Source organism: Protofrankia sp. Cj3 (assembly GCF_917627355.1).
In the GTDB taxonomy this organism is placed as follows: Bacteria; Actinomycetota; Actinomycetes; order Frankiales; family Frankiaceae; genus Protofrankia.
This window is the reverse complement of record NZ_CAKJTR010000094.1, coordinates 1-19390: the sequence shown is the minus strand read 5'-3', so window position 1 is coordinate 19390 and position 19390 is coordinate 1. Positions and strand designations below refer to the sequence as shown.

Here is a 19390-nt window from a genome sequence, read left to right as displayed (position 1 = left end):
CTCGGCGGCGTTCAGCCTCGGCACGGGCGTTGTCGGCGTCGATGCTGGCAGCGAGAAAGGTCCGGGCGGCCGGGGCGAGGCTGTCGTGCCGGCCGGAGGTCTCGACCCGCTCGCGGGCCAGGGCCAGCCGGGTGCCGCGGTAGAGCAGGTCGGGGTCATTGCCGCTGTCCCGCCAGGTCGTGGCGTCGTCGCTGAGGCTTTGTTCGACGACGAGGGCGGACCGGTCGGTGTCGATCCAGGAACGTAGGGTTGGCCAGGCATGCAGCAGCGCTTCGTGCGTGATCTGCACGGTATCCTGGCCGATGGTGAGCAGGCGGGCCTTTTCGGTGGCGAACGCGTCGAGCACCGCTTCGACGGCGCTCCCGTCCGGGTAGTCGGCGATCAGTTCAGCGCGGGAACGCCGACGTCGGGTGTCCTCACCTCCGTCGGCACTGACGTGCACGAGGCGGAGCAGCAGCCAGTGGGCCGCGGCCTGGCCGGCCTTGTCGAGCGCGGCATAGACCCGTTCGGCGGTGGTGGCGACGGCGTTGTCAATGCCGCCCGTCGCGGCGTAGCCCGCGGCGGTAAGCAACCGGTCGTCACGGTGCTGCCAGGTGGTCAGCAACGCATAGGACAGCAGCGGCAGGACGCTGACGCCGTGGACGCGGCCGGGTCCGACGCCGTCCATGGCTACGCCGACACCGAGGTCTCGCAGGAGAACCTCCACGAGGCCGGCTTCGAGATCGAGCCCGACTTCCTGCGCGGGGCGGCGGATGACGTCGATGAGGTCGGCGCGGGTCATCGGCCCGACGGGGACCTGGCCGTCGCTCAGCCCGCCGACGAGTTCGGGGTGCTCCGTGGCGCGGCCGTAGAAGTCCGCGCGCATCCCGATGACGACAAGGGCAGGAGGCGGGATGTTGTTCCGGGGGGTGCCGGCGGCGGTGAGTGCCCGGACGAAGGCCTGCTGGTCGGTGGCGGGGATGTCGTTGGTGAACAGCTCCTCGAACTGGTCGACGACCAACAGCATCCGCGGCGTCGGCGCGGCGGCGCCGGCCGTCGCCCCCGGCTCGGCGGTGTAGCCGGTATCGGCGGGCATCGCGGCATCAACAGCGCTCTCCGTGAGATCAGCCGCCCGTTGTGGATCATCTGCCAGGAGAGCACGAACAGCCTCCGGCTGGCTGCCAGTGGCGCGGGCCAGCAGCGAGGCCAGCTCGGCGAGCGGGTCCGAACCCGGGGTGATGATATGGCACGGCCATTCCCATGATCCGGGTACATCCAGCTTGCCGGCACGTACCGCCGGGATGAGCCCGGCGCGTAGCAGCGACGATTTGCCCGAGCCGGAGGCCCCCACCACCATCACCGGTTGGGGATCGGTGAGCCGGTCGGTGAGCCGCGCCAGCAGCGTGGCGGTGAGCGTGTCACGGCCGAAGAAGAATCGTGCGTCGTTCGGGCCGTAGGCCTCCAGGCCCCGGTAGGGGCAGATGTCTTCGACCGGATCGGTGTCGGTGTGGCTGTCGGGCCGGACTGTTTCCTGATCGTCGCCGGGCTGGCCAGGGCGGCGTGCGGGCGGGGGCGGCCGGTAAGCCCGATTGTCGGTGAGCATGAGATCACCGGCTCTACCGCCGGCGTTGCGGCGCGGTTCCGGCCGGCCGGCGGCGGGCAGGGCACGGGCGAGATAACGGTAGGCGCGTTCGAGGGTGAGCCGCGGCGGGCCGGTCGGGTCACCCCTGGTCAGGAGGTCGATCAGCGCGCCGGTGAACGCGGTGTGCCGCTCGCCCGGCAGCGCCAGGGCCGCCTCCTCGGGTGCGGCGGCGGTGAGCAGGTAGCTGTCGCGGACGGCGGTCATCGCGAACACGTCATCGGTGCCGGTGAGCAGCGCAGCCGATGCCCGGCCGGCAAAACAGCAGTCCAGCACGACCACCACCGTCCGCGCCCGGCAGTTGGCGAGGGTGTCACGGAGGGTGCGGTAGGGAAGGGCCTGGTAATGCGGCGCCGGTGGCCGGGTCAGGTCGAGCGAGGCGGAGGTGGCCAGGTGCAGCTCGCCGTCCGGGCTGAGCAGCCCGTGGCCGACGTAGTAGACGAGCAGGACGTCGCTGGCCTCCCGGGCCGCGGCGCTGACCGCACGGTCGAACACGATCGGGTCGGCCGGGTCGACCAGCGTGCGCAGCCCCGGCTTGGGCAGGCCGCAGCGGTCTGTCAGGCACCGCGCGAGGTCGGTGACGGTACGGGTGACCGCGGGAACATCGGGCAGCCGTGACCCCGGCTCGTGCATGCTGGTACCGACGAGCAGCACCCGCACCCCCGGATTGGCCAGCCCGGTCACGGTGCGCGGTTCGCGCCGGGCTGGCCGCGGCGGGGACCCACGGGCAGGCTCGGGTCATCGCTCGCCACCGGGGGGAGCGGCCCGCTGAGTGCCTGGCCGCTGAGTGCCTGGCCGAGCTGGTCGATCTCGTCCCGGAGGCTGGCGGCGTTCAGCTCCCGTATCCGCCGTGCCGACAGCCGGATCGTGGTATGGCCGTCCCGCCGTTCCACGGTGATATCCACATCGCTGTGCCGGCTCCGAATCCAGGAGATCAGGCCTGCGAGCAGCACCGATACGGCACCGCCCGGACCCAGCGCGACGATCAGCGTATCGAGGGCCGACCCCAGCTGGCCTGGAGCCGGTGTCTGTTCGATGGACTCCACCCGGCCGCGTAACTCGTCTTCCGCGACCAGCCAGGCCTGCAACGACCGGAGATCGTCCGTGGCGCTTCCCAGCAGCCGTATTGCCACGTCCATATGTTTCCCCTCAATCGACCAGCGAGGCTTGCATAAGACCAGCATGAACGCACCCGGAGCGCTGCGTGGGCCACGACACCTCCAGCCGCCACGAAAAATAGTTACCACACCGAATTTTTCTCGTCATGGTACGGGGGCTGGGATGAGCGGAGCCCGCTGTTCCGCGTTCGTGTCGCCAACATCAGGTTTCGGTGATCCGGCAGGAAGTCGCGGGATTCAGCGGCTATCCGCCGATGGCCACGTTGCTTACCGTCGAGCCGACGGGTGCGCCGCCGCTGTAATTGTAGGTGATTCCGGCTGGTTGGAGGATCCGGTTGGTCCTGCCCCGCTGTTCCAGCACACGTTTGATGGCGCCGCCGCCGATGGTCATCACGGTGAGCGGGTTGTTGACCGGCTGAACGGTGAAGGGCTCGCCATAGGCGACCTCCCCGGGCTGTTCGCTACCGGCCGGCGTGTAGGTGAGATCAGCCCGCGCGCCACCGGGATTCATGAATGCGGCGGTGACGATGCTCGGTGCGTTCTTCAAGGTCATTCCGACGAACTCGATCTTCATGTCCGCGCAGTCTCGTACCATCCACGGTTTGAAGATCGGCTGGTTCCGCTGGGTATCGATGACGATTGGCCGCGAGGCATCCGAAGGCCGAGGTCGACTCGCGGCCGCGTGACCCCGGTCGACCTGGAACGGGGCAGCGGCCGACCAGCGTCGGAGGAGACAGGGAATCGGACCTCACGCACGAAGTGGGCCGTAGCGGCCGGATACGCCCGCCGGTATGCCATCGTGTTCCGTTCATCGGCTGTACGGCCGGTTTTCATCGGTCAGAGCGTGTTTGAGATCGGGCTTTCGATCAGTGAGCCGCGTCCAGGCGCCCCCTGGCAAGGCGGAAGGCCGAAGCGATACCGGATGAGTTGTATCGGTTTGGCCGACAACGCGGCCAGGGGGCACCTGGGCGCGGTGAGCCGGAATGACGATCTCAAACACGCTCTCAGACGGGACGGCCCTTCCAGGTGGCGGTGCCGCGTAGCCGCTGTGCCCAGGACAGCGCGGTCAGGTAGCCGAACACGCAGATGGACAGCGGGTGCGCCAGGGCGTCGGGCCAGCTCCGGCCGCCGGTGCGCCGTGCCGCGATCACTCGTCCAGCCACTCCCAGCGCATAGCCGGCGAGACCTGTCCGGGAACCGCGCAGCATGGCAACGGCCGGGAGCACGAAGAGCCAGGCCAGTATGCCGACCTGGCCGGCACTTGCGCGGATGCTTCCGCCGCCGGCCCACAGCGACTTCGCGTAGCCGTCGCGTAGCTGCGGCCAGCCGTGGTACATCCGGGTCCGGGCGATGTCCGTCCCGTCCGTGACAACCCCGCGCGCTCCCGCCGCCTTCAGCGCGCGCAGCAGCGCTATGTCCTCGAGCACATGGCCACGGACGCTGGTATGTCCACCGGCCTGGTGATAAACGGCCGTGTCAACGCACAGGAGCTGCCCGTTCGCCGCGGACAACGACGGACGCAAGGACTGTTCGGCCAGCCGCAGCGGCAGCAACGCCAGCCACGACCACTGCAGGAGTGGCTGGACCAGCCGTTCCGCGACCGTTCGAGCCTCCTGGCGGGGGTAGGGCGAGACGAGGCCGAGACCGCTCGCGCGCAGCAGCCCGACCGTCCGGGCGATCCCGTCCGGGGCGACGGTGACGTCCGCGTCGATGAACACCAGGACGCTCCCCCGCGCCTCATCGGCGAGCCTGGCGCACGCATGCGGTTTGCCGAGCCAGCCGGCCGGCAGCGTGCCGCCGTGAATGATCCGGACGCGGGGGTCACCCTCGGCCGCCCTGCCCACCGCCTCGGCGGTGCTGTCGGTGGAGGCGTCGTCATAGACGATCACTTCAAGGTGGGGGAGCGCGACCGAGGCCAGCACCGCGGACAGGCACGCGGTCACCTGTCCGGCTTCGTCGCGTGCCGGCAGCAACACACTCACCAGCTCGGTCACCGGCTGGGCGCCCGGCGCGACCCGCAACAGACGGGCGTTCACCGCGGTGTGCACGGTGAGCACGCCCGCGGCGACCGTGCCTGTAAGCAGTGACAGCCGCGCCCAGCGGCCCGGCCGTGCCGGCCGTGAACGCCGGCCCAGGGCCGGTCGCCGGGAGGTCACGAGGCCCGCCGGTGCTGCCGGCGCGTTGCCACGGCCGCGGTTGCCGTACCGGCGAGCAGCGTCCCCATGCCGACGCCACCGGCGAACGCCACACCAGGACGGTCGAAGAACACCAGGTTCGCGAGCAACGACGAGGCATAGGTCCATCCGATCATGAAGATCGGCAGGTGGTCGGGGAACCGGTCAGCCGGGATGGCCCGCCGTCGCGGTATCAGGGCCAGGCTCCCTGTGATCAGAGTGCCCACGACCAGCCAGCCGGCCGTGTTCGACAGCGGAATGCCGTTGAGGGCGGGCCCGTCGCCCGACCATCGCCAGTAGCCGGCGGCCACCATCTGCGGGTCCAGATAGAGATCCCAGGCTGTCAGAAGCAGGCCTCCCAGCAGGGCGGTGATCATGGCGCTTGGGTGCGCTCCGGGGCCCGCGGCGTCACGACCACGTGACTCGGCAAGTCGCAGGGCGGTGTAGCGTCCCAGCGTGAAGGCTGGGTAGGCCATCATCGTCCAGGCCAACGGGATCACCACGGGTACTCCGCCGACGGCCGGCCCGAGGGTGCCGGTGTAGCTGTAGCGGCCGAAGACGAGGCCGGTGTGGACCCCGGCGATCTCGGCGGCCAGACCACCACCGACGCTCACCATGACCATGCGGGCAGCCCATCCGGCGCCGCGGGTACGGACCGCGTGGATAACCGAGGCCGTGGTGAAAAGCAACACCGACGTTACTGTGAGATCGTGTTTTCCGGCGTTCGTGACCAGGGGATACGGGATCTGGGCGGCGACGGTGGCAGCCGCGAAGGCCCACGGGAGAAGGCCCGCCACGACAGGTCTCGGGTATCGGGACCTGTCGTGGCGGGCCCGCGCGGGCCGAGACGCCGAAGACGGCACGAGGGTGCTCCGCCGTGCCGGGCCTTCCGGAACGCAAGGCCGAACACAGGCCGGATCAGACGGCACGTACCCGCGGGCCGTTGGCGCCGTGAGCCCGGCCCGTGCGCGGTTCAGCCTTGCGGGACCGGGACTCTCCTTCCTGGCCGGGCTCGGTGGGCGTGAGGTGTTTACCCAGCACCGCGTATTCGACCCAGCTTCCCGGGAACTGGAAGTTCGACAACAGCGGCACAAAACCCTCGCTGGCATACAGCCGCCGGGCACGGCTGTCAGGAAGTTCCAGCGCCGACAGCGCGGCCGTGCGCTGTGGCGCGTCCCGCAACAGTTCCCGCATTAGTTCGCGCCCCACCCCCTGCCCCTGGAACTCCGGCAGGACGTGGAATTCGACGATCTCCAGACAGTCCCCGAGCCACCGCACGGCGTCCTCGGGGGGCAGCGCGTCACTGACGACGTCGTGCCACCACTGGCCCTTCTGCCCGGGCAGGGCATAGGTGAAACCGATCAGACGGTCGTCCGGCAGCAGCGCCGCCACCGCGCGTAGATCCCGACGCTCAGCGTGCCGGCGGGCATGCATGGTCCGCTCGATCGCCGCACGCGCCGGATCAGGCTCGTGGACGTCCAGGAAGGCGGCCTTGTAGACGCCGATGACGTCGGTCAGCCGGGCACGCATCCGCGCGGGTGTCCAGCGGACCAGCCCGATGTTCTCCATCAAGCTTGCCTCCCTCGCGCACTTGTCCTCACCACGCACCATGTTGATCGGTCAGCCGTGGGCTGACCACTCGCGGGGCGTGTCCGTCTCGTACACCATCTGAGGTGCTCGACAATAACGGGTGCCCGCGGCGTCGCCGAGCCAGCTCAGGTGGGCACCGGTACCCGCGTGCTCCGTAGGCTGGTCCGGTCAGGACGCAGCGCCAGGTGAACGCCGCCGGGTCCGCCGTTGAGCAGATCCTCGACCAGGATGGCGAGGGCCGGCGCCTGTACGGTGCCGCCCGCGTTCGTCCCGGCGGCCACCACGACTCGCCCGCCGAAGGCGTCCACGGCCTCCAGCACCGGGAGGCCGTCTGGGGTCATCGGGCGTTCACAGGTGCGGCGGTCGAGGACCGGATGCGGCCCGGCTGCGCCGGGCGGCCGGGCAAGCAGCCGCCCGACGGTCTCCTCCAGCGCCGCCATCAGTTCCGCGACTCGCGGATCGCCCGCCCGCGGGCGGGCGAGGCCCAGATAGCCGAATCCCCCGCTGGCGTGTATCACGGCGGAGTCCGGAGACAAGGTGATGTTGACGACCCCGACAGGGTCCGGCGCGTGCACCTTCAGGGCGTGCCGCAGACCGGGATTGGGCATCGTCAGCGAAACTCCGAGGACGTGCTGGACCGTTCCAGACGATGCCGCGTCCGCACCCACAAGGGCGACCAGGTCACGCCCGCCGACCGTGACGATGACGGTGCCGGCCCGTCTGGTCGTACCATCGCTGAGGACGAGTTCCACCTCGTTCGGGTGGCTCTCACGGCCGTGGCCCGAATCGCCGTTCCCGACCTGGCGCAGACAGCGCACCGGGCTGCCGGCATGCACGGGCACGCCGACAGCCACAACGAGATCGCGGACGGCGTCGGCAAGCTGGTGGATGTTGACGGCGTACCCGTCGACTTCGACTGCGCCGTGGATGGCCGCGGGGGGCGGCTGATTCGGGTCTTCGGTCAGGCCGCCGGCGGCTGTCACGAGCGCGGGCCAGCGCAGCGCGATCTCGTCCGGGCTCAGGACGCTGGCCGCGGCGTCGATTGCGGTCTGCAGCCGCGTCCCGGCGGCGAGATCAGCCGCGGACAGGTAGCAGCGGGGCAGCCGAGCATCCCGGCGCAGCCGCTCGAAGGCGTGCGGATAGTGGGCGAACAACGTCTCCCAGCCGCGCAGGCCGAGCCGGTTGATACCGATCGCGAGATCAGCTGTGAGCGCACGCAGGCCCGGACGGTCGGTAAAGCCCTCGAAAGCCGCCACCCACTCACGCTCAGTATCACTGAGGGTGAGTGGGTCACGTAGCTGCCATCCGCCGTCCCGGGGTGGACGGGCGAGAACCGTGCGCCGGGACGCGTCAGCGTGTGGAACCGTCTCGGTCAGCGACAGGTGGCGTCCGTCGGTTCCGCCGTAGGTCGTGCCCTGCCGCTTCGGGTCAGTGTGGTCGGCCGGGGCCGCGTCCAGTACCCGCAGATTGCGCCATCCGGCCGTGTGCAGGCTCAGCGCGATGGTCAGCCCGACGATCCCACCGCCGATGATCACAGTTTCGGCGGGATCGCTCCGATGGTGACGCGGGTTGTGCGCGCGACGATCGGCCAGCGGTTCGCGGGCGCTCTCGGTGTCCAGGTTGCTGTCCAGACCGGTGACCAGATCGGCAATCTCGCTGCTGGCGACGACGGTGAGAACCGCCTGGTCGAGATCTTCGGCGCAGCCGGGCATGCGCATCGCCGCTGAGCTGAGGGTGAAGCCCGGCCGCAGGACCGTGCTGTCCGGGAAGCGATCCAGGATCTGCCGGCGGAGCGGGTCGATCAGCCCAGGCGCGTTGTCGATGACGACGGTCAGCTCGCGTCTGGCGTAAGCATCTGTGACCGCGTCCTCGGTGAGAACGTCAGGTTCGCAGATCGTTACGATCCGGCTGCCGATGAACGTCTTAACCTGTTCCGCGCCGACCAGGCCGCGGGTCGGGTGCGCGCCGCCGACGGTCAGCGGTACCGCGACACTGAGCAGGTCAGAGCCTGCGAAAACAGTGTCGATGTCGGGGGCGAAGGTGACGGCCGCAGCCGTCAGCACATGTTCGGCCAGCCAGCTCACCCGGGCCTGCGGATCAGCAGCCAGGGACGGTGTGTGGACAAGAATCCGATGGCCTTGAGCGGCGGCGGCCCGCGCGACCCGCCCGTTTATCGAGCCGGCTCCGATCAGGCCGACTGTCAGCGGGGTGGCCAGCCCGGCCGGGCTGGCCTGCGCGATCAGCAGCGCGTCGACGACAAAACGGGCGATGTGGCGGGCGTTGACCTCGGGAGTGTTGACAACCGTGACGTCGTGACGGGCCGCGGCGTCACAGTCGATTGCCGCGAGCGAGGTTCCGCGACGAATGATCAGAAGTTTGTTGTGATCATTCTGTGCCCGGACTGCCGTCGCCCAAGCGGCTATCGTGCTCGCGTCGACGGGGTTGGCGCCGACGACCAGGGTGTGGGGCCGCAGCGTCGACAACGCCCCGGACAGCGCCGCTGGTGTGGCTGCGAGGTCCGCTCGCAGCCACACCAGCGGGAGCGAGGTCAGGGACAACCGGGTGGATTCGCCCACCCCGGTCGCCACGAGGATCCGGCGGGTGGGACGGGGCCGGTGCGAGCGGAAGTATATGCCGGGCTCGGCGGATGTGGACATTCCTGTTTCCATTCGGCTGGCAAGATCAGGCGAAACATGGCCGCCAAAAGGCGCGTTTATGGTCTCGTGTGTGATGAGCGGTTCTTGTTGTGTCTTGTGTTGTGCGCCGGGCTCAGGCGGAAGCTGAGTTTGGCATAACTTCCACTGTGCCTCGCGATCTTCAATGAGTGTTTAACCGCGGGGATGGTCGTGGTGGCCGCCGCCACTGCCAGCCCCGCGGTCCGCGCTGCTTACGCTGCTTAGAGATCGGCGCTGGAAGGTGTTCGGCCGGATCGTGCCAGCGGGTCACATCCGTTCACCGTTCCGTGGGTACGCAGGACGGCGAAACGCGCGAAGAGCTCTTCTTTGTACCAGCCGTGTTCAAAGGTGCGCCGTACGACGTCGGTATGGGCCGGGCTGCCATAGGCGAACCGGCGTAACGCGTCAGCGTCGTCCCAGACGCTGAATGTTCCCTGTAGGCCGAGTGGCGCCTCGCCGATCCCCACCGCGAACCGCAGGCCTTCGCAACGGGTGAGGTCCTCGGCCACCGGCGGCACCGACCGCCAGAAAGCGGGCGCCCGCCGCAACGACAGCCTGGCTCTGGTGATCGCCGCGATCGGGCCGGCTGGCCGCGCCAGGCCCGCGGGCTGCGTCACCGGGTCACCGAACGGACGCTGACGGGCCCATCGTCCCCGGGACGACAACGGGTGGAGCTCGGCCCGCCACCGTTCGTAGGCAATGGCGGACCATGCGCCGATCATGGCGGACCGTTCGAACGAGGCCGCTTCCCGCGCGGAAGCCCAGACGGTCAGCACAGCCCAGCGCAGCACGTCGGCGTCGCGCGGACCGAACGTCCGGCCGCGTCCGGTGCCGAGGGACCTGGCGAAGACGAGACCGGTTGTGCGCCGCAAGTGCCGGCGGTCCAGCGCCATCCTCGCGGCCGCGTGCGGAACATGGCGGGGCCGTACCCCCCACAGGTCGATGATCACCAGGGGGCAGGCGTGTGCCGCGGTAGCATCGCCATCTCCCACGGTCACAACCGTATCGCCGTGGGGTCCGTTGGCCGCAGTGGTGACAGGCGCAGGACAGCATCGTGCTCCACGCCGTATTTCTGCGCGAAGAACGCCCTGACCCGGGATGGGTCGTCGCGACAGAGAAGCGCACGGCATCTTCCCAGCGGCAGCAGGGGATGGCGGTTCCCCGTGACCTGCGTGAGGAGGCCATCCGGGCCGCTGGCGCGAACCAGCCGGGCCAGCGTGTCATCGGCCAGGTAGACCGCGCCCTCGGTTCGTACGTACCGCACGGTCAGTTCCAGGGGGCCGTCCGTGCACGAACCAATCAACAGCGGCAGCTTCAGGTAGTCATCAAGGCTGATGCTGACCTCCGGGCGCCACAGGGCGGCGAAGCGTTCTTCGATGAACTGGACGAGCGTGGAGTCGATGGTCGTCTCGTGCTGGGTGGAAACCGCCGAAGAGCGACCAACCGGATATGTCGATACAATGGCCCCATTGTCCCATCGATGGTAACTTGTCAGCGGCTGCTCGGTGTATACACGCACGGACATTCGGTGTCTAAGGCCTGGGTCCAGGCCCGTTCGGATCGCGTCGAGCCGGCGCAGGTTGTCCCGGATGGCCTCGGGGACGTTGATGGTGCGGTCCAGATCCTCCTCGCGTTGCGCGGCAGCGGGCGAGTCCGGGTCGAGCAGGAGGATCTGCACGAGCGCACCGCCGTTCAACGCGCTGTTCACAGCCGTTGCGAACGCCTGCTCATGCAGGGTGGTGACCAGGTCGGTCCACGTGTTCAGGACCTGTACGATCCGCCGGCTGGCGGCGGCACGACTGATGAAGTACTCAGGGTCGAAGCCGCCGAGCAGCCTGCCGCCGCCGAACTGGGCGGGCTTGGCGGGCATGGTTGAGGACAGCCGCTGTTCCGCGACGGCGAGTTCCGCGGAGCGGGTCTGGCGTAGCAGGTTGATGCCCTGTTGCCAGGATCGTCGGGCGCTGGCGATGTCGTCCATCTGCGCGAGCATGTCCCCGCGGCGGATCAGGACGCGCGGTTCCCACAGCGGGTCGGGCAGGGCCGCGAGCAGCGTCAGGGATTCGTTGTACGCGGCGAGCGCGCGTTCCAACCGCGTCTGGCTGCGGTAGAGGTCACCGAGGCGGCGCAGCGCGTATGCCTGCAGCGGCCGGTTGTCGAGATCCCGCGCGATGGACAGGCTCGTCGACAGGCAGGTGACGGCCTCGGAGAGCTCCTGGCGGTTGCCGTGGCACATTGCCAGGCACACCAGCGTCTCGGCCTCCGCGGCCGGGCTGTTGGAGCGGCGGAACAGTTGCAGCGCGCGGTCGAAGAGCTCCGTCGCCTCGTCGAACCGGCCCTTGCCGCGGCAGGCATCGGCGAGCCCGTGCAGGCTGCGTGCCTCGCCGAAAGCGTGATCGATGGCAGTGAAGATTTCGTAACTACGGGTGAAGCGTTCAGTGGCGAGATCGAGGTGGTCGCGTGCCGCGCTGTTCGCGTCGACCGCGGGCTGGTCGTCCGGGTCGGTGCCGGAGGCGCTCAGACGCCAGAACGCCTCCTCGAAAGCGAGGAGGATGTTCCGGTCGCCGAGACCGCACAACATGATGGCCTCAGCGAGTGGGTCGCCTGCCCGGCGAGCCGCCGTCAGGCCCAGACCGTGCGTCCGATCCCAGTCGTCCCAGTAGCCGTTGAACTCGTAGAACCGGGCGGCCGCCGCGGCCAGCCGCCACGTCATCTCGTCGAGTTCCCGCGCGGATGCCTGCTCGATCAGGAGGTGAAGGTTGATCCGCTCGATGCCGAACCATACCAGCGGCCCCGCGGCCAGCGCGGAGACGATGTCGTCCGCTGACGTGGAACGCGCGACCGGGTTGTCGATCGTCAGTGACCTACCCGGCGAGAAGACCGCGGTCGCGCGGTCGATGACGGTCAGGTAGGCCGAGAGCAGCCTGGTCAGGGCGGGGCGCAGTTCGTCGCCGACGGTGTTCAGCGGCCCGGCTTCAGCCGGTGCTGTCGCGGCGGTGGGCTGTTCCTCGGTGGGCTGTGCTGTCCTGGTGGGCTGTGCTGTCCTGGTGGGCTGTGCCCCAGCGGGGGAAAGGTCACCGTGCTCCGCCAGCTCCCCGGCGCGGCGAGGAAAGCCATTATCGGGTGGCCGCTGGCCGATCGGGCATTCTCGCGCGAACACCCGCATCAGATCGTGGAAGCGGTAGCGGGTCTGCCCTGCCTGGTCGGGGCCACGTCGTTCCAGGAGCTGGGCGTCGGCGAGCCGGTCAAGGATGTCCTCGGCCTCGTCGCTGCCTATGTCGAGCAGAGCCGCCGCGGCCCAGGGCGCGAAGTCGACCATGTTGGGGAGGGCGAGGAGCCGGAAGGCCTGGCGCTCGTCCTCGGGCCGGCCGACGTAACTCAACGCGAAGCTGGCCCGGACCTCGAGGTCACCGAGTTCCAGCCAGGACAACCGGTCACGCTCCCCAGTGAGCCGGCTGGCTACCCGGGCCAGCCTCCAGTGCGGGTGAGCGGCGATCTTACGGCCGGCGATCTGGATCGCCATCGGCAGGTAGCCGCAGAGCCCGGCGATGTCGCGGGCGGCTTCGGGCTCGGCTTCGACCCGTTGGTCGCTGGTGAGTTTCGCCAGCAGCGCGACGGCTTCGGCCGGGTACAGGACATCGATGGTTCGGTGATAGGCGTCCAGACTGTGCAGGCCGGAGCGGCTGGTGACGATGACCGCACAGCCGGGAGTGGCGGGCAGCAGGCGCCGGATCTGAGCTTCGTTGGCGGCGTTGTCCAAGACGATTATCATGCGCCGGTTGACGAGCATGCTGTGGTACAACTCGGCAAGGTCGTCCGGGTCGGTGGGCACCGCGGTTCTGGTTACTCCAAGCGCCTGTACAAGCCGAGTCAGTACCTTGATCGGATCCAGCGGAGACGGCAGGCTGCCCCGTAGGTCAAAGAACAGGCTCGGGTCGGGGAAGTGCTCGCGGGCCTGATGGGCCAGGTGAACAGCCAGCGCGGTCTTGCCCGCTCCCGGCTTACCCGCGATGGCGACGACGACGGTGCCTTTGGCCAGCGCGTCCGGGTCGGTCAGAGCAGTGAGGATCTTGGTCTGGATGGTGTCGCGGCCGGTGAACTCGGCGACGTCCGGTGGCAGCTGGTACACCCCGAGATAGGGCGGTTTCGGTGGCGCCGGGCGTTCCAGCGCGCGTGGCGGTGTCCAGTTCAAACTGGGCGCCTCCCGCAGAATATCCTCTTGCAGCCGGCGCAGCAGACTCGAGTCGAGACCGTGGGAACGCAGGGCGTCGAGCCCGTCACGGCACGCCTGCGTGGCATCTTCCAGCCGGTTGTCCCGGTACAGGGCGATGATGAGATCTTTGCGTAGCCCGTCGTCGTGTGGGTACTGGGTGACCAGCGCCCGGAGCTCGCCGATGGTCTCCCGGTGGCGGCCCAGCGAGAGGTCCGCGGAGATCCGTGTCCGCCGGACATCGCGGTGCAGCTCATCGAGGCGCTGGATGTGGGCGGCGGCGAAGGTGTACTCGGCGACATCCGCGAGTGGCTGACCCCGCCACAGGCCCTGGGCGGCCTGTAACGGGGCGATCGCGGCGACCGGATCTCCGTCCTCGACGGCGCGGCGGCCTTGCCCGAGCAGGGTACGGGCCCGGGTGGCGTCGATCTGCTCGGGGCTCACCCGAAGCGAGTACCCCGAGCCGTGGCGGACGAGGAGCCGGCTGCCTCTGGCCGGGTCGAGCCTGCGGCGCAGCTCGCTGATGTGCGTCCGCAGCGTTGCCAACGCCCGGTCCGGGGGGTGACCGTCCCAGACCGCCTCGATCAGGCGGTGGGTTGTGACGATCTGGTCGACGTTCAACAGCAGGACCGTGAGCAGCGTTTTCCGTTGCTTTCCGCCAAGAATGATCACATTGCCGCCGCGGGTGGCCTCGGTGGGGCCGAGGATTGCGAAATGCAGGTTCTCTTTGTCTGGCATGTGACCTTCTCGCGCCGATCCCGTCTGATTACGATATCTGGGGATACCTGATTCCGGGGGCCGCGCTTCTTCGGGCCGCCGACGGCGCGGCCGTGCTGTCGGCGTATCTGGGAGGTGAGGATCGTGTCGTCTGTGATCAGATTGCTCGCTGGCGCGGGCTGGCCCGGTGTTTTTGGGTCGCCACCGCAGCGTGCGTCGTGGGTGCCGCTGTCGCAACCACTTCGCGTGCGTGGGCCGAGTCGGATGGGCGACTGTTACCGATACGAGGCAGCGCGGGCTCTCTCGTCCGCGGTCCGCGCGGCTGCCGCGGCTGATTCCGCATTTTTGTCAACGGAACATCAATTTTCGCTCTGATCGCATGTGTACGACTGGTTGATGACTGCTTGTTCTGCTTGTTCTATCAGGCCCGCTCGCCCGAGGGCCGAGGAGCAACAGGAGGGTATGTCGATCATTATGGACACATCGACGAAGGAGACAGCACGGTCAGGACTTCTGCATGAGGTGGCGCTGGGCACCGTCGACGGCAGACCGGACCAGGTCGTGCTGGTCGCGGATGGCAGGCGCGTCGCCGCGATTCTCGCGGACTGGGATGAGCACCGCCGGGTTGAGCTGATGGTCGCGGGCCGGCTGCTGGCGTTGGAAGCTGATCCTGATGGCCGTGGGCTACGGGTGTTCGATCCCGTTACGTCGATTCCGCTGGTTGCTTTTCGGTCGGCGCGCCGCGGTGGTGGCGGTACGGTCGAACTTCCGGGCAGCCGTGCGGTGCGTTGGGTCGTTCCCCGCGGTTCCGTCTTTGAGTGCGGCTTTCTGAGCAGCCGGGGTGGCGGTCTCATCCGGTTCGCCCATGACGGCACCGCGCTGGTGCTTGTGGACGACGATCATCGTCGGCGCGGAGGTATTCACGACCCGTTGGTTCTTCTGACGCTGGGCTGGTTTCTGCTGGTGAAGAGCCGACGGCGGCACGATCACGGTTCTTTCGCGTCACCGCAGCCGGCGGCCCAGGTCTGTGCGGCCGCGTAAGGGCCGCCGGTGGTGTGGTTATGGTCTTGTTTTCCGCGTCACCGGCGGCCGGGTCCGCGCGGCACGGCCTGATTCGCGCGCTGATAACCACCGGCCGCCGCGATGGATGCCGAGCGGCTCAGCCGCCGGGAACGTGTTCGCGGCCGCTGCGGTAAACGGCCGCCGTCTTCCGTCCGGCGGCCCGTTGCGGCCGGCGATGTTGACGACCTGCCCCGGTCGGGGTTTACTCCTTTCAGAGTACGAACACGCGTTCGATTCATGGAAGGAGTGGTCATGAGCCGGCGGAGTGTTGACCAACACGCTGCATGTGCCGCACCTGCTCTGACTCGGGAACGTTCTGGCGTACGAACGGTGCTCCCGGTCGCGGGGCTGCCTCGCCGTTCCCGTGACGAGCTGCTCCTGGCCGCGCGTCACGGCCTTGACGAGGCGAGCCTCGCCCAGCTTCCCGGCCAGCGGTACGCGCTGGCCCATATGGCGGCGTTGCGTGCCGCCGCGGCCGTCCTCGCTGATCGAGCTCAGGCCCGTCCCGGTCACCGTGGCCGGCCGGTGAGCGTCTGGCGGCTACTTGCGACGGTGGCGCCTGAACTGGCGGAGTGGGCCCAGTTCTTCGCCGCCGGTGCGGCGAGGCGGGCGGCGGCCGAGGCGGGCCTACCGGTGGTCGGTACCCGCGATGCCGATGACTTGGCCCGTCAGGTCGAAATCTTTCTCACGACGGTGGAAACAACATTGGGTCTGCCGTCACAGGCGGCGCTGCCAGCTATGGTTGTCGGGCCGGTCAGATCTTCCCGAGACTGAACGCACCCGCTCGTGTTCGGTGCGTGCCGCTTCGGGCGCGCGGTGCCGAGCGCGCCTTTGATCGCGTGCGTGGCCGTTTCGGCGTCGGCGCGATCCGGCCGGCGCCGCTGATGGCCCCTCCCGGCGTGAGGCGGGATGGGCGGGGGGAGGACTGACGGCAGGACGAACCGATCGGTCTGTCTCGGCATGGTTGGTTGCCTACCGCGCCCGCCCAGTCATGCCTATTCTTGGGTGTCAGGTTCCGTCTGCCGGACCTGCCGGTCGTGGGAGGAGCGTCGATGCCGCTCTCGGAAAACGAGCAGCGCCTGCTGGATCAGATCGAGCGCGCGCTCGTCGAGGACGATCCGAAGTTCGCGAGCACGGTCCGCTCGACGAATCCCCGTACCTACCTGCTACGCAGGGTTCGTCGCAGCGTTCTCCTGTTCCTGTTCGGATTGGTTGTCCTGGTCATCGGGGTCGTGCTCAACCGGACGCCGTTGATCGTTGTCTTCGGTGTGCTCGGCTTCGTGCTGATGCTGTTCGCGGCGTCACGTGGTGCCGCGGATCTTCGCCGGATCGGTGGCCGCGGTGGTGAGCTGAGCGGTCGTCATCCGGCAGCCTCACGTCGCCGAGCACGTGCCTCAGCGGCTGAGCGTCTTGAGGAACGCTGGCGTCGCCGGTGGGAGGACCGGGACGGCCGCTGACGCCTGAGCGGGCCCATCAGCAGCTGGGTGGCTTCCAGCGGGTCACTTCAGGCGGGCTGTCCGGCCGAGCACGCCCAGCGCCCCTACCACCGACCGTGGAGCAAGTACCGCGCGTGCCCGGTCAGTGCGTGGTGCCGCCGTTCGCAGCAGTCGTGCGACCAGTTGCAGGTCGCGTCCGATCTTTTCGTTGGCGCTGGAACCGGCTATTGCCGACGGCGCGTAGCGAGCGAGTTCCTCCGCCTCGACAATCCGGAGCAACGCGGCTCGGGCCGCCTCGGCGTCCGACGCTCGAATCTCCGGGCTGGCAGCGATGTGGTCGGCCAGCCGCAGCGCACTGGCCCGCGGCGACTCGTTGGGCCGCAGCGGTACCCCAAGATCGAATGTCAGGTCCGCGAGCTCGGCCCAGGCCGCGTGCACGCGGGCATCCGCGGTTGCCGCTCCCGCGTGATCGGCTGAGCCGCCTGTCATAGCGGTGGCGAGACGGCGCCGACGGCGCGTGACCCGCACCAACGCCGGCAACAGCAGCACCGTGACGATGCCTGTCCCGGCCAGAGTCCGGGAAAGCCAGCGGATGATCGTCGGCAGGGGGCTTTCCGTGGAACGTGTTTTTTCGGAAGCTTTCGGCTCTGGGCTTGGCGTGCTGTCCCGGACGGCGTCGGTGTCCGGGCCCGTGCTGGGGGCCACGCCCGGGGTGGTGGCTGACGGTGTGGCCGACGGACTCGCGCCCTGGCCGGCCGGATCGGAGGCCGCGGCATAGGTGGGGGTGATGGTTCCGTCGGTGCGGGGGGTCGGCTCGAAGGAAACCCAACCGGCGCTGGCGAACCACGCCTCCGGCCAGGCGTGCGCATCCCTGTTAGTGATCAGATAGCTGCCGTCGGCCTGCCTGGCCCCCGGGACAAAGCCGATCACCACCCGGGCTGGGATGCCGAGCGTCCGCAGCAGCACCGTCATCGCGGAGGCGAACTGCTCACAGTAGCCACGTCTGGTTTTGAACAGGAACTCCGTCAAGGCTCCGTCCTGCGCGGTCGGGGCGCCGTTGAGATCGTAGATGAAGGTGGTGTCATGGAGGTACTTCTGGATCGCGAGGGCCTGCTGGTAGGCGTTCACGCGGGTCCCCGCTATCTCCCGGGCGAGCTTCTCGACCCTCGGGTCGGTACCGGGAGGCAGCTCCGTGTCGATCTTTATATCGGCTGGGAAGGTCCGCGGGGAGGCCATGAGCTGGCTTGGGAGCGGATCGGGAGTGGAGGCTTCCACCTGGTAGTGCGCACCGGCGGTAGTGGTCCGGGTGCTGAAGACCGTGCCGGTGTCGGTGGACAGCCGCCAGTCACTGCCAGAAGCAAGGCCTTCGATCCTGCTCGGGGTGCCCGGAAGGGGAAGGTAGCGTTCCGTCAGGACCGTCGACACGTCGATTGTCGCTGACACCGTGCTGACCCGGGTGCTGCGGTCCGGGGCGGGCAGGCCGTCGCTGATCCTCGCCTCACTGGTGGCGCGCAGTGACCGGAGAGTGAATCGCTGTCCGTCGAACTGCTCCAGCGCGGTGAGTCGCAGGTATCTGGGCGTGGCCGTGCGCACCGACAGCAGGGTGGTCGGTTGGCTCGCATGCAGCTGTTGGGACAGCGAGACGAGCGGCGGTAGCACGATCGCCGAAGCCGGGCCGGTGTAGCGGGTGACGCCCTGTTGGCGCGCCAACGGTCCCACCCCGTCAAGGGATGGCAGGACCGCCGGGACGGCCAGCGCGCACATCACCGCGCACAGGGCGATCCCAACGGCGAGGCTCCTCGCGTTGTTCGGTAGGGCGGCCTGCGCCGAGCCGGTAATCGGCTTTCCCCAGCGTTCGACCGTCTGCTTCCACTCCATCACGAGCAGGAGCAGGAATCCCATCGCGCCGAGCAGGTAGGGAACCACTCCGACACCATGTGGCAGCACGGTGGCGGGCAGCATGAACAACGCCAGCAGGGGAAGCCCGGCGAGCGTCGGGCGCCGGATCGTGACCGCCAGCAAGTCGACGATCAGTACGACGCAGTAGACACCGATGACGGTCAGCACCACCAGGCCCGGACGCTGCGGCACCGGCGCGGCGAGCTGCGAGACGTCGTCGCGGCCAGCTATGATCAGGGAACGCAGCGCATCCACCGTCCGCCCGGTCGGCAGCAGGCCGGCGACGGCGGTTTCACGCGCGTACAACGCCGTGACCGTGATCAGAAGACCGAGCAGCCCGGACACAATCCCCACCGGGATGGCCAGCCGTAGCGCCCGTGCCAGCGTGGTCGTGCCCACAGCTACCGCGGTGGCCACGACCACGGGGCCGAACCACCACCAGAAGCCGTCGAACAACGGCGCGAGCGCGGATGCGCACAGCAGCGACGCCAGCGCAGCCCCGGCAGTGGGAACGAGCTGGAGCCGGGAGGTCACAGCGCGGCCCCGGCCCGCGTGTCCATGGGCAGCGCGCGGCCCGGTTCCGCCGCCGGCTTCGACGCATGTTCCGATACCGGTCCTGATACTGCTTTCGAGGTCGGGCTCCCGCCCGCGACCGCGTCCCCGCCGGGTCCGCCGGTGGTCGGATCCGGTGTCCGCGGGCTGTCGTGGATCATGCCGCCCGCGGCCGGCTCGGGTGTGGCGGCGCCTGTTCCGCCACCCCGCGCTGGCCCCTTGCCGGTCGTTCCCGGCCACAGCGCGGTGAGCCTGTCGCCATACCTGGCGATGATCACCGTCCAGCCGTGGCGCTGGAAGACCGCGCGGCACGCCTGCAGGCCTTCGGTCCCGCTCGCGGAA

13 protein-coding genes and 1 pseudogene are annotated in these 19390 nt (G+C 69.1%); 3 read left to right on the top strand and 11 right to left on the bottom strand.

Annotated elements, in window-relative coordinates; genetic code table 11:
- From MJ783_RS14075 to MJ783_RS14035, 9 genes are all read right to left on the bottom strand, one after another.
- A partial coding sequence (locus MJ783_RS14075) for an AAA family ATPase (protein WP_239310890.1) occupies positions 1-2302 on the bottom strand: 2302 nt, incomplete at its 3' end.
- On the bottom strand, positions 2299-2757 hold the full coding sequence (locus MJ783_RS14070) for a hypothetical protein (protein WP_239310889.1): 459 nt from the start codon (positions 2755-2757) through the stop codon (positions 2299-2301). The genes MJ783_RS14075 and MJ783_RS14070, both read right to left, overlap by 4 nt.
- Positions 2758-2980: 223 nt before the next feature.
- Positions 2981-3310, bottom strand: a complete 330-nt coding sequence (locus tag MJ783_RS14065; RefSeq protein ID WP_239310888.1) for a 5'-nucleotidase C-terminal domain-containing protein — start codon at positions 3308-3310, stop codon at positions 2981-2983.
- 430 nt (positions 3311-3740) lie between these two features.
- Positions 3741-4826, bottom strand: coding sequence for a glycosyltransferase family 2 protein (locus MJ783_RS14060; protein ID WP_239310891.1), 1086 nt, complete (start codon positions 4824-4826; stop codon positions 3741-3743).
- A gap of 62 nt (positions 4827-4888) precedes the next feature.
- Positions 4889-5707 (bottom strand): carotenoid biosynthesis protein, encoded by an 819-nt coding sequence (locus MJ783_RS14055; protein WP_239310887.1) that lies wholly within the window; start codon positions 5705-5707, stop codon positions 4889-4891.
- A 121-nt stretch (positions 5708-5828) separates the two neighbouring features.
- The gene (locus MJ783_RS14050; RefSeq protein WP_239310886.1) at positions 5829-6479 is read right to left on the bottom strand and encodes a GNAT family N-acetyltransferase; all 651 of its coding nucleotides are present in this window, start codon (positions 6477-6479) and stop codon (positions 5829-5831) included.
- A gap of 146 nt (positions 6480-6625) precedes the next feature.
- A complete protein-coding gene (locus tag MJ783_RS14045; protein ID WP_239310885.1) occupies positions 6626-9157 on the bottom strand; it encodes an FAD-dependent oxidoreductase in 2532 nt (843 codons plus the stop codon).
- Between the two features lie 239 nt (positions 9158-9396).
- Positions 9397-10167, bottom strand: coding sequence for a spheroidene monooxygenase (locus tag MJ783_RS14040; RefSeq protein ID WP_239310884.1), 771 nt, complete (start codon positions 10165-10167; stop codon positions 9397-9399).
- A gap of 2 nt (positions 10168-10169) precedes the next feature.
- Entirely contained in the window at positions 10170-14120 is a 3951-nt protein-coding gene (locus MJ783_RS14035) for a BTAD domain-containing putative transcriptional regulator (protein ID WP_239310883.1), read from the bottom strand.
- A 441-nt stretch (positions 14121-14561) separates the two neighbouring features.
- Between MJ783_RS14035 and MJ783_RS14030 the strand changes: the two genes are divergently transcribed.
- The 3 genes from MJ783_RS14030 to MJ783_RS14020 all read left to right on the top strand — a co-directional run bounded on the left by MJ783_RS14030 (position 14562) and on the right by MJ783_RS14020 (position 16618).
- The gene (locus MJ783_RS14030) at positions 14562-15140 is read left to right on the top strand and encodes a hypothetical protein (RefSeq protein WP_239310882.1); all 579 of its coding nucleotides are present in this window, start codon (positions 14562-14564) and stop codon (positions 15138-15140) included.
- 351 nt (positions 15141-15491) lie between these two features.
- On the top strand, positions 15492-15935 hold the full coding sequence (locus MJ783_RS14025; RefSeq protein WP_239310881.1) for an SAV_6107 family HEPN domain-containing protein: 444 nt from the start codon (positions 15492-15494) through the stop codon (positions 15933-15935).
- A gap of 278 nt (positions 15936-16213) precedes the next feature.
- Complete coding sequence (locus tag MJ783_RS14020) at positions 16214-16618, top strand: DUF3040 domain-containing protein (RefSeq protein WP_239310880.1); 405 nt, start codon at positions 16214-16216, stop codon at positions 16616-16618.
- 42 nt (positions 16619-16660) lie between these two features.
- Here MJ783_RS14020 and MJ783_RS14015 read toward each other — a convergent pair whose 3' ends face one another.
- Entirely contained in the window at positions 16661-19030 is a 2370-nt protein-coding gene (locus tag MJ783_RS14015) for a DUF3488 and transglutaminase-like domain-containing protein (protein ID WP_239310879.1), read from the bottom strand.
- A pseudogene (locus MJ783_RS14010) lies at positions 19027-19390 on the bottom strand (hypothetical protein); the annotation flags it as partial. The pseudogene MJ783_RS14010 and the gene MJ783_RS14015, both read right to left, overlap by 4 nt.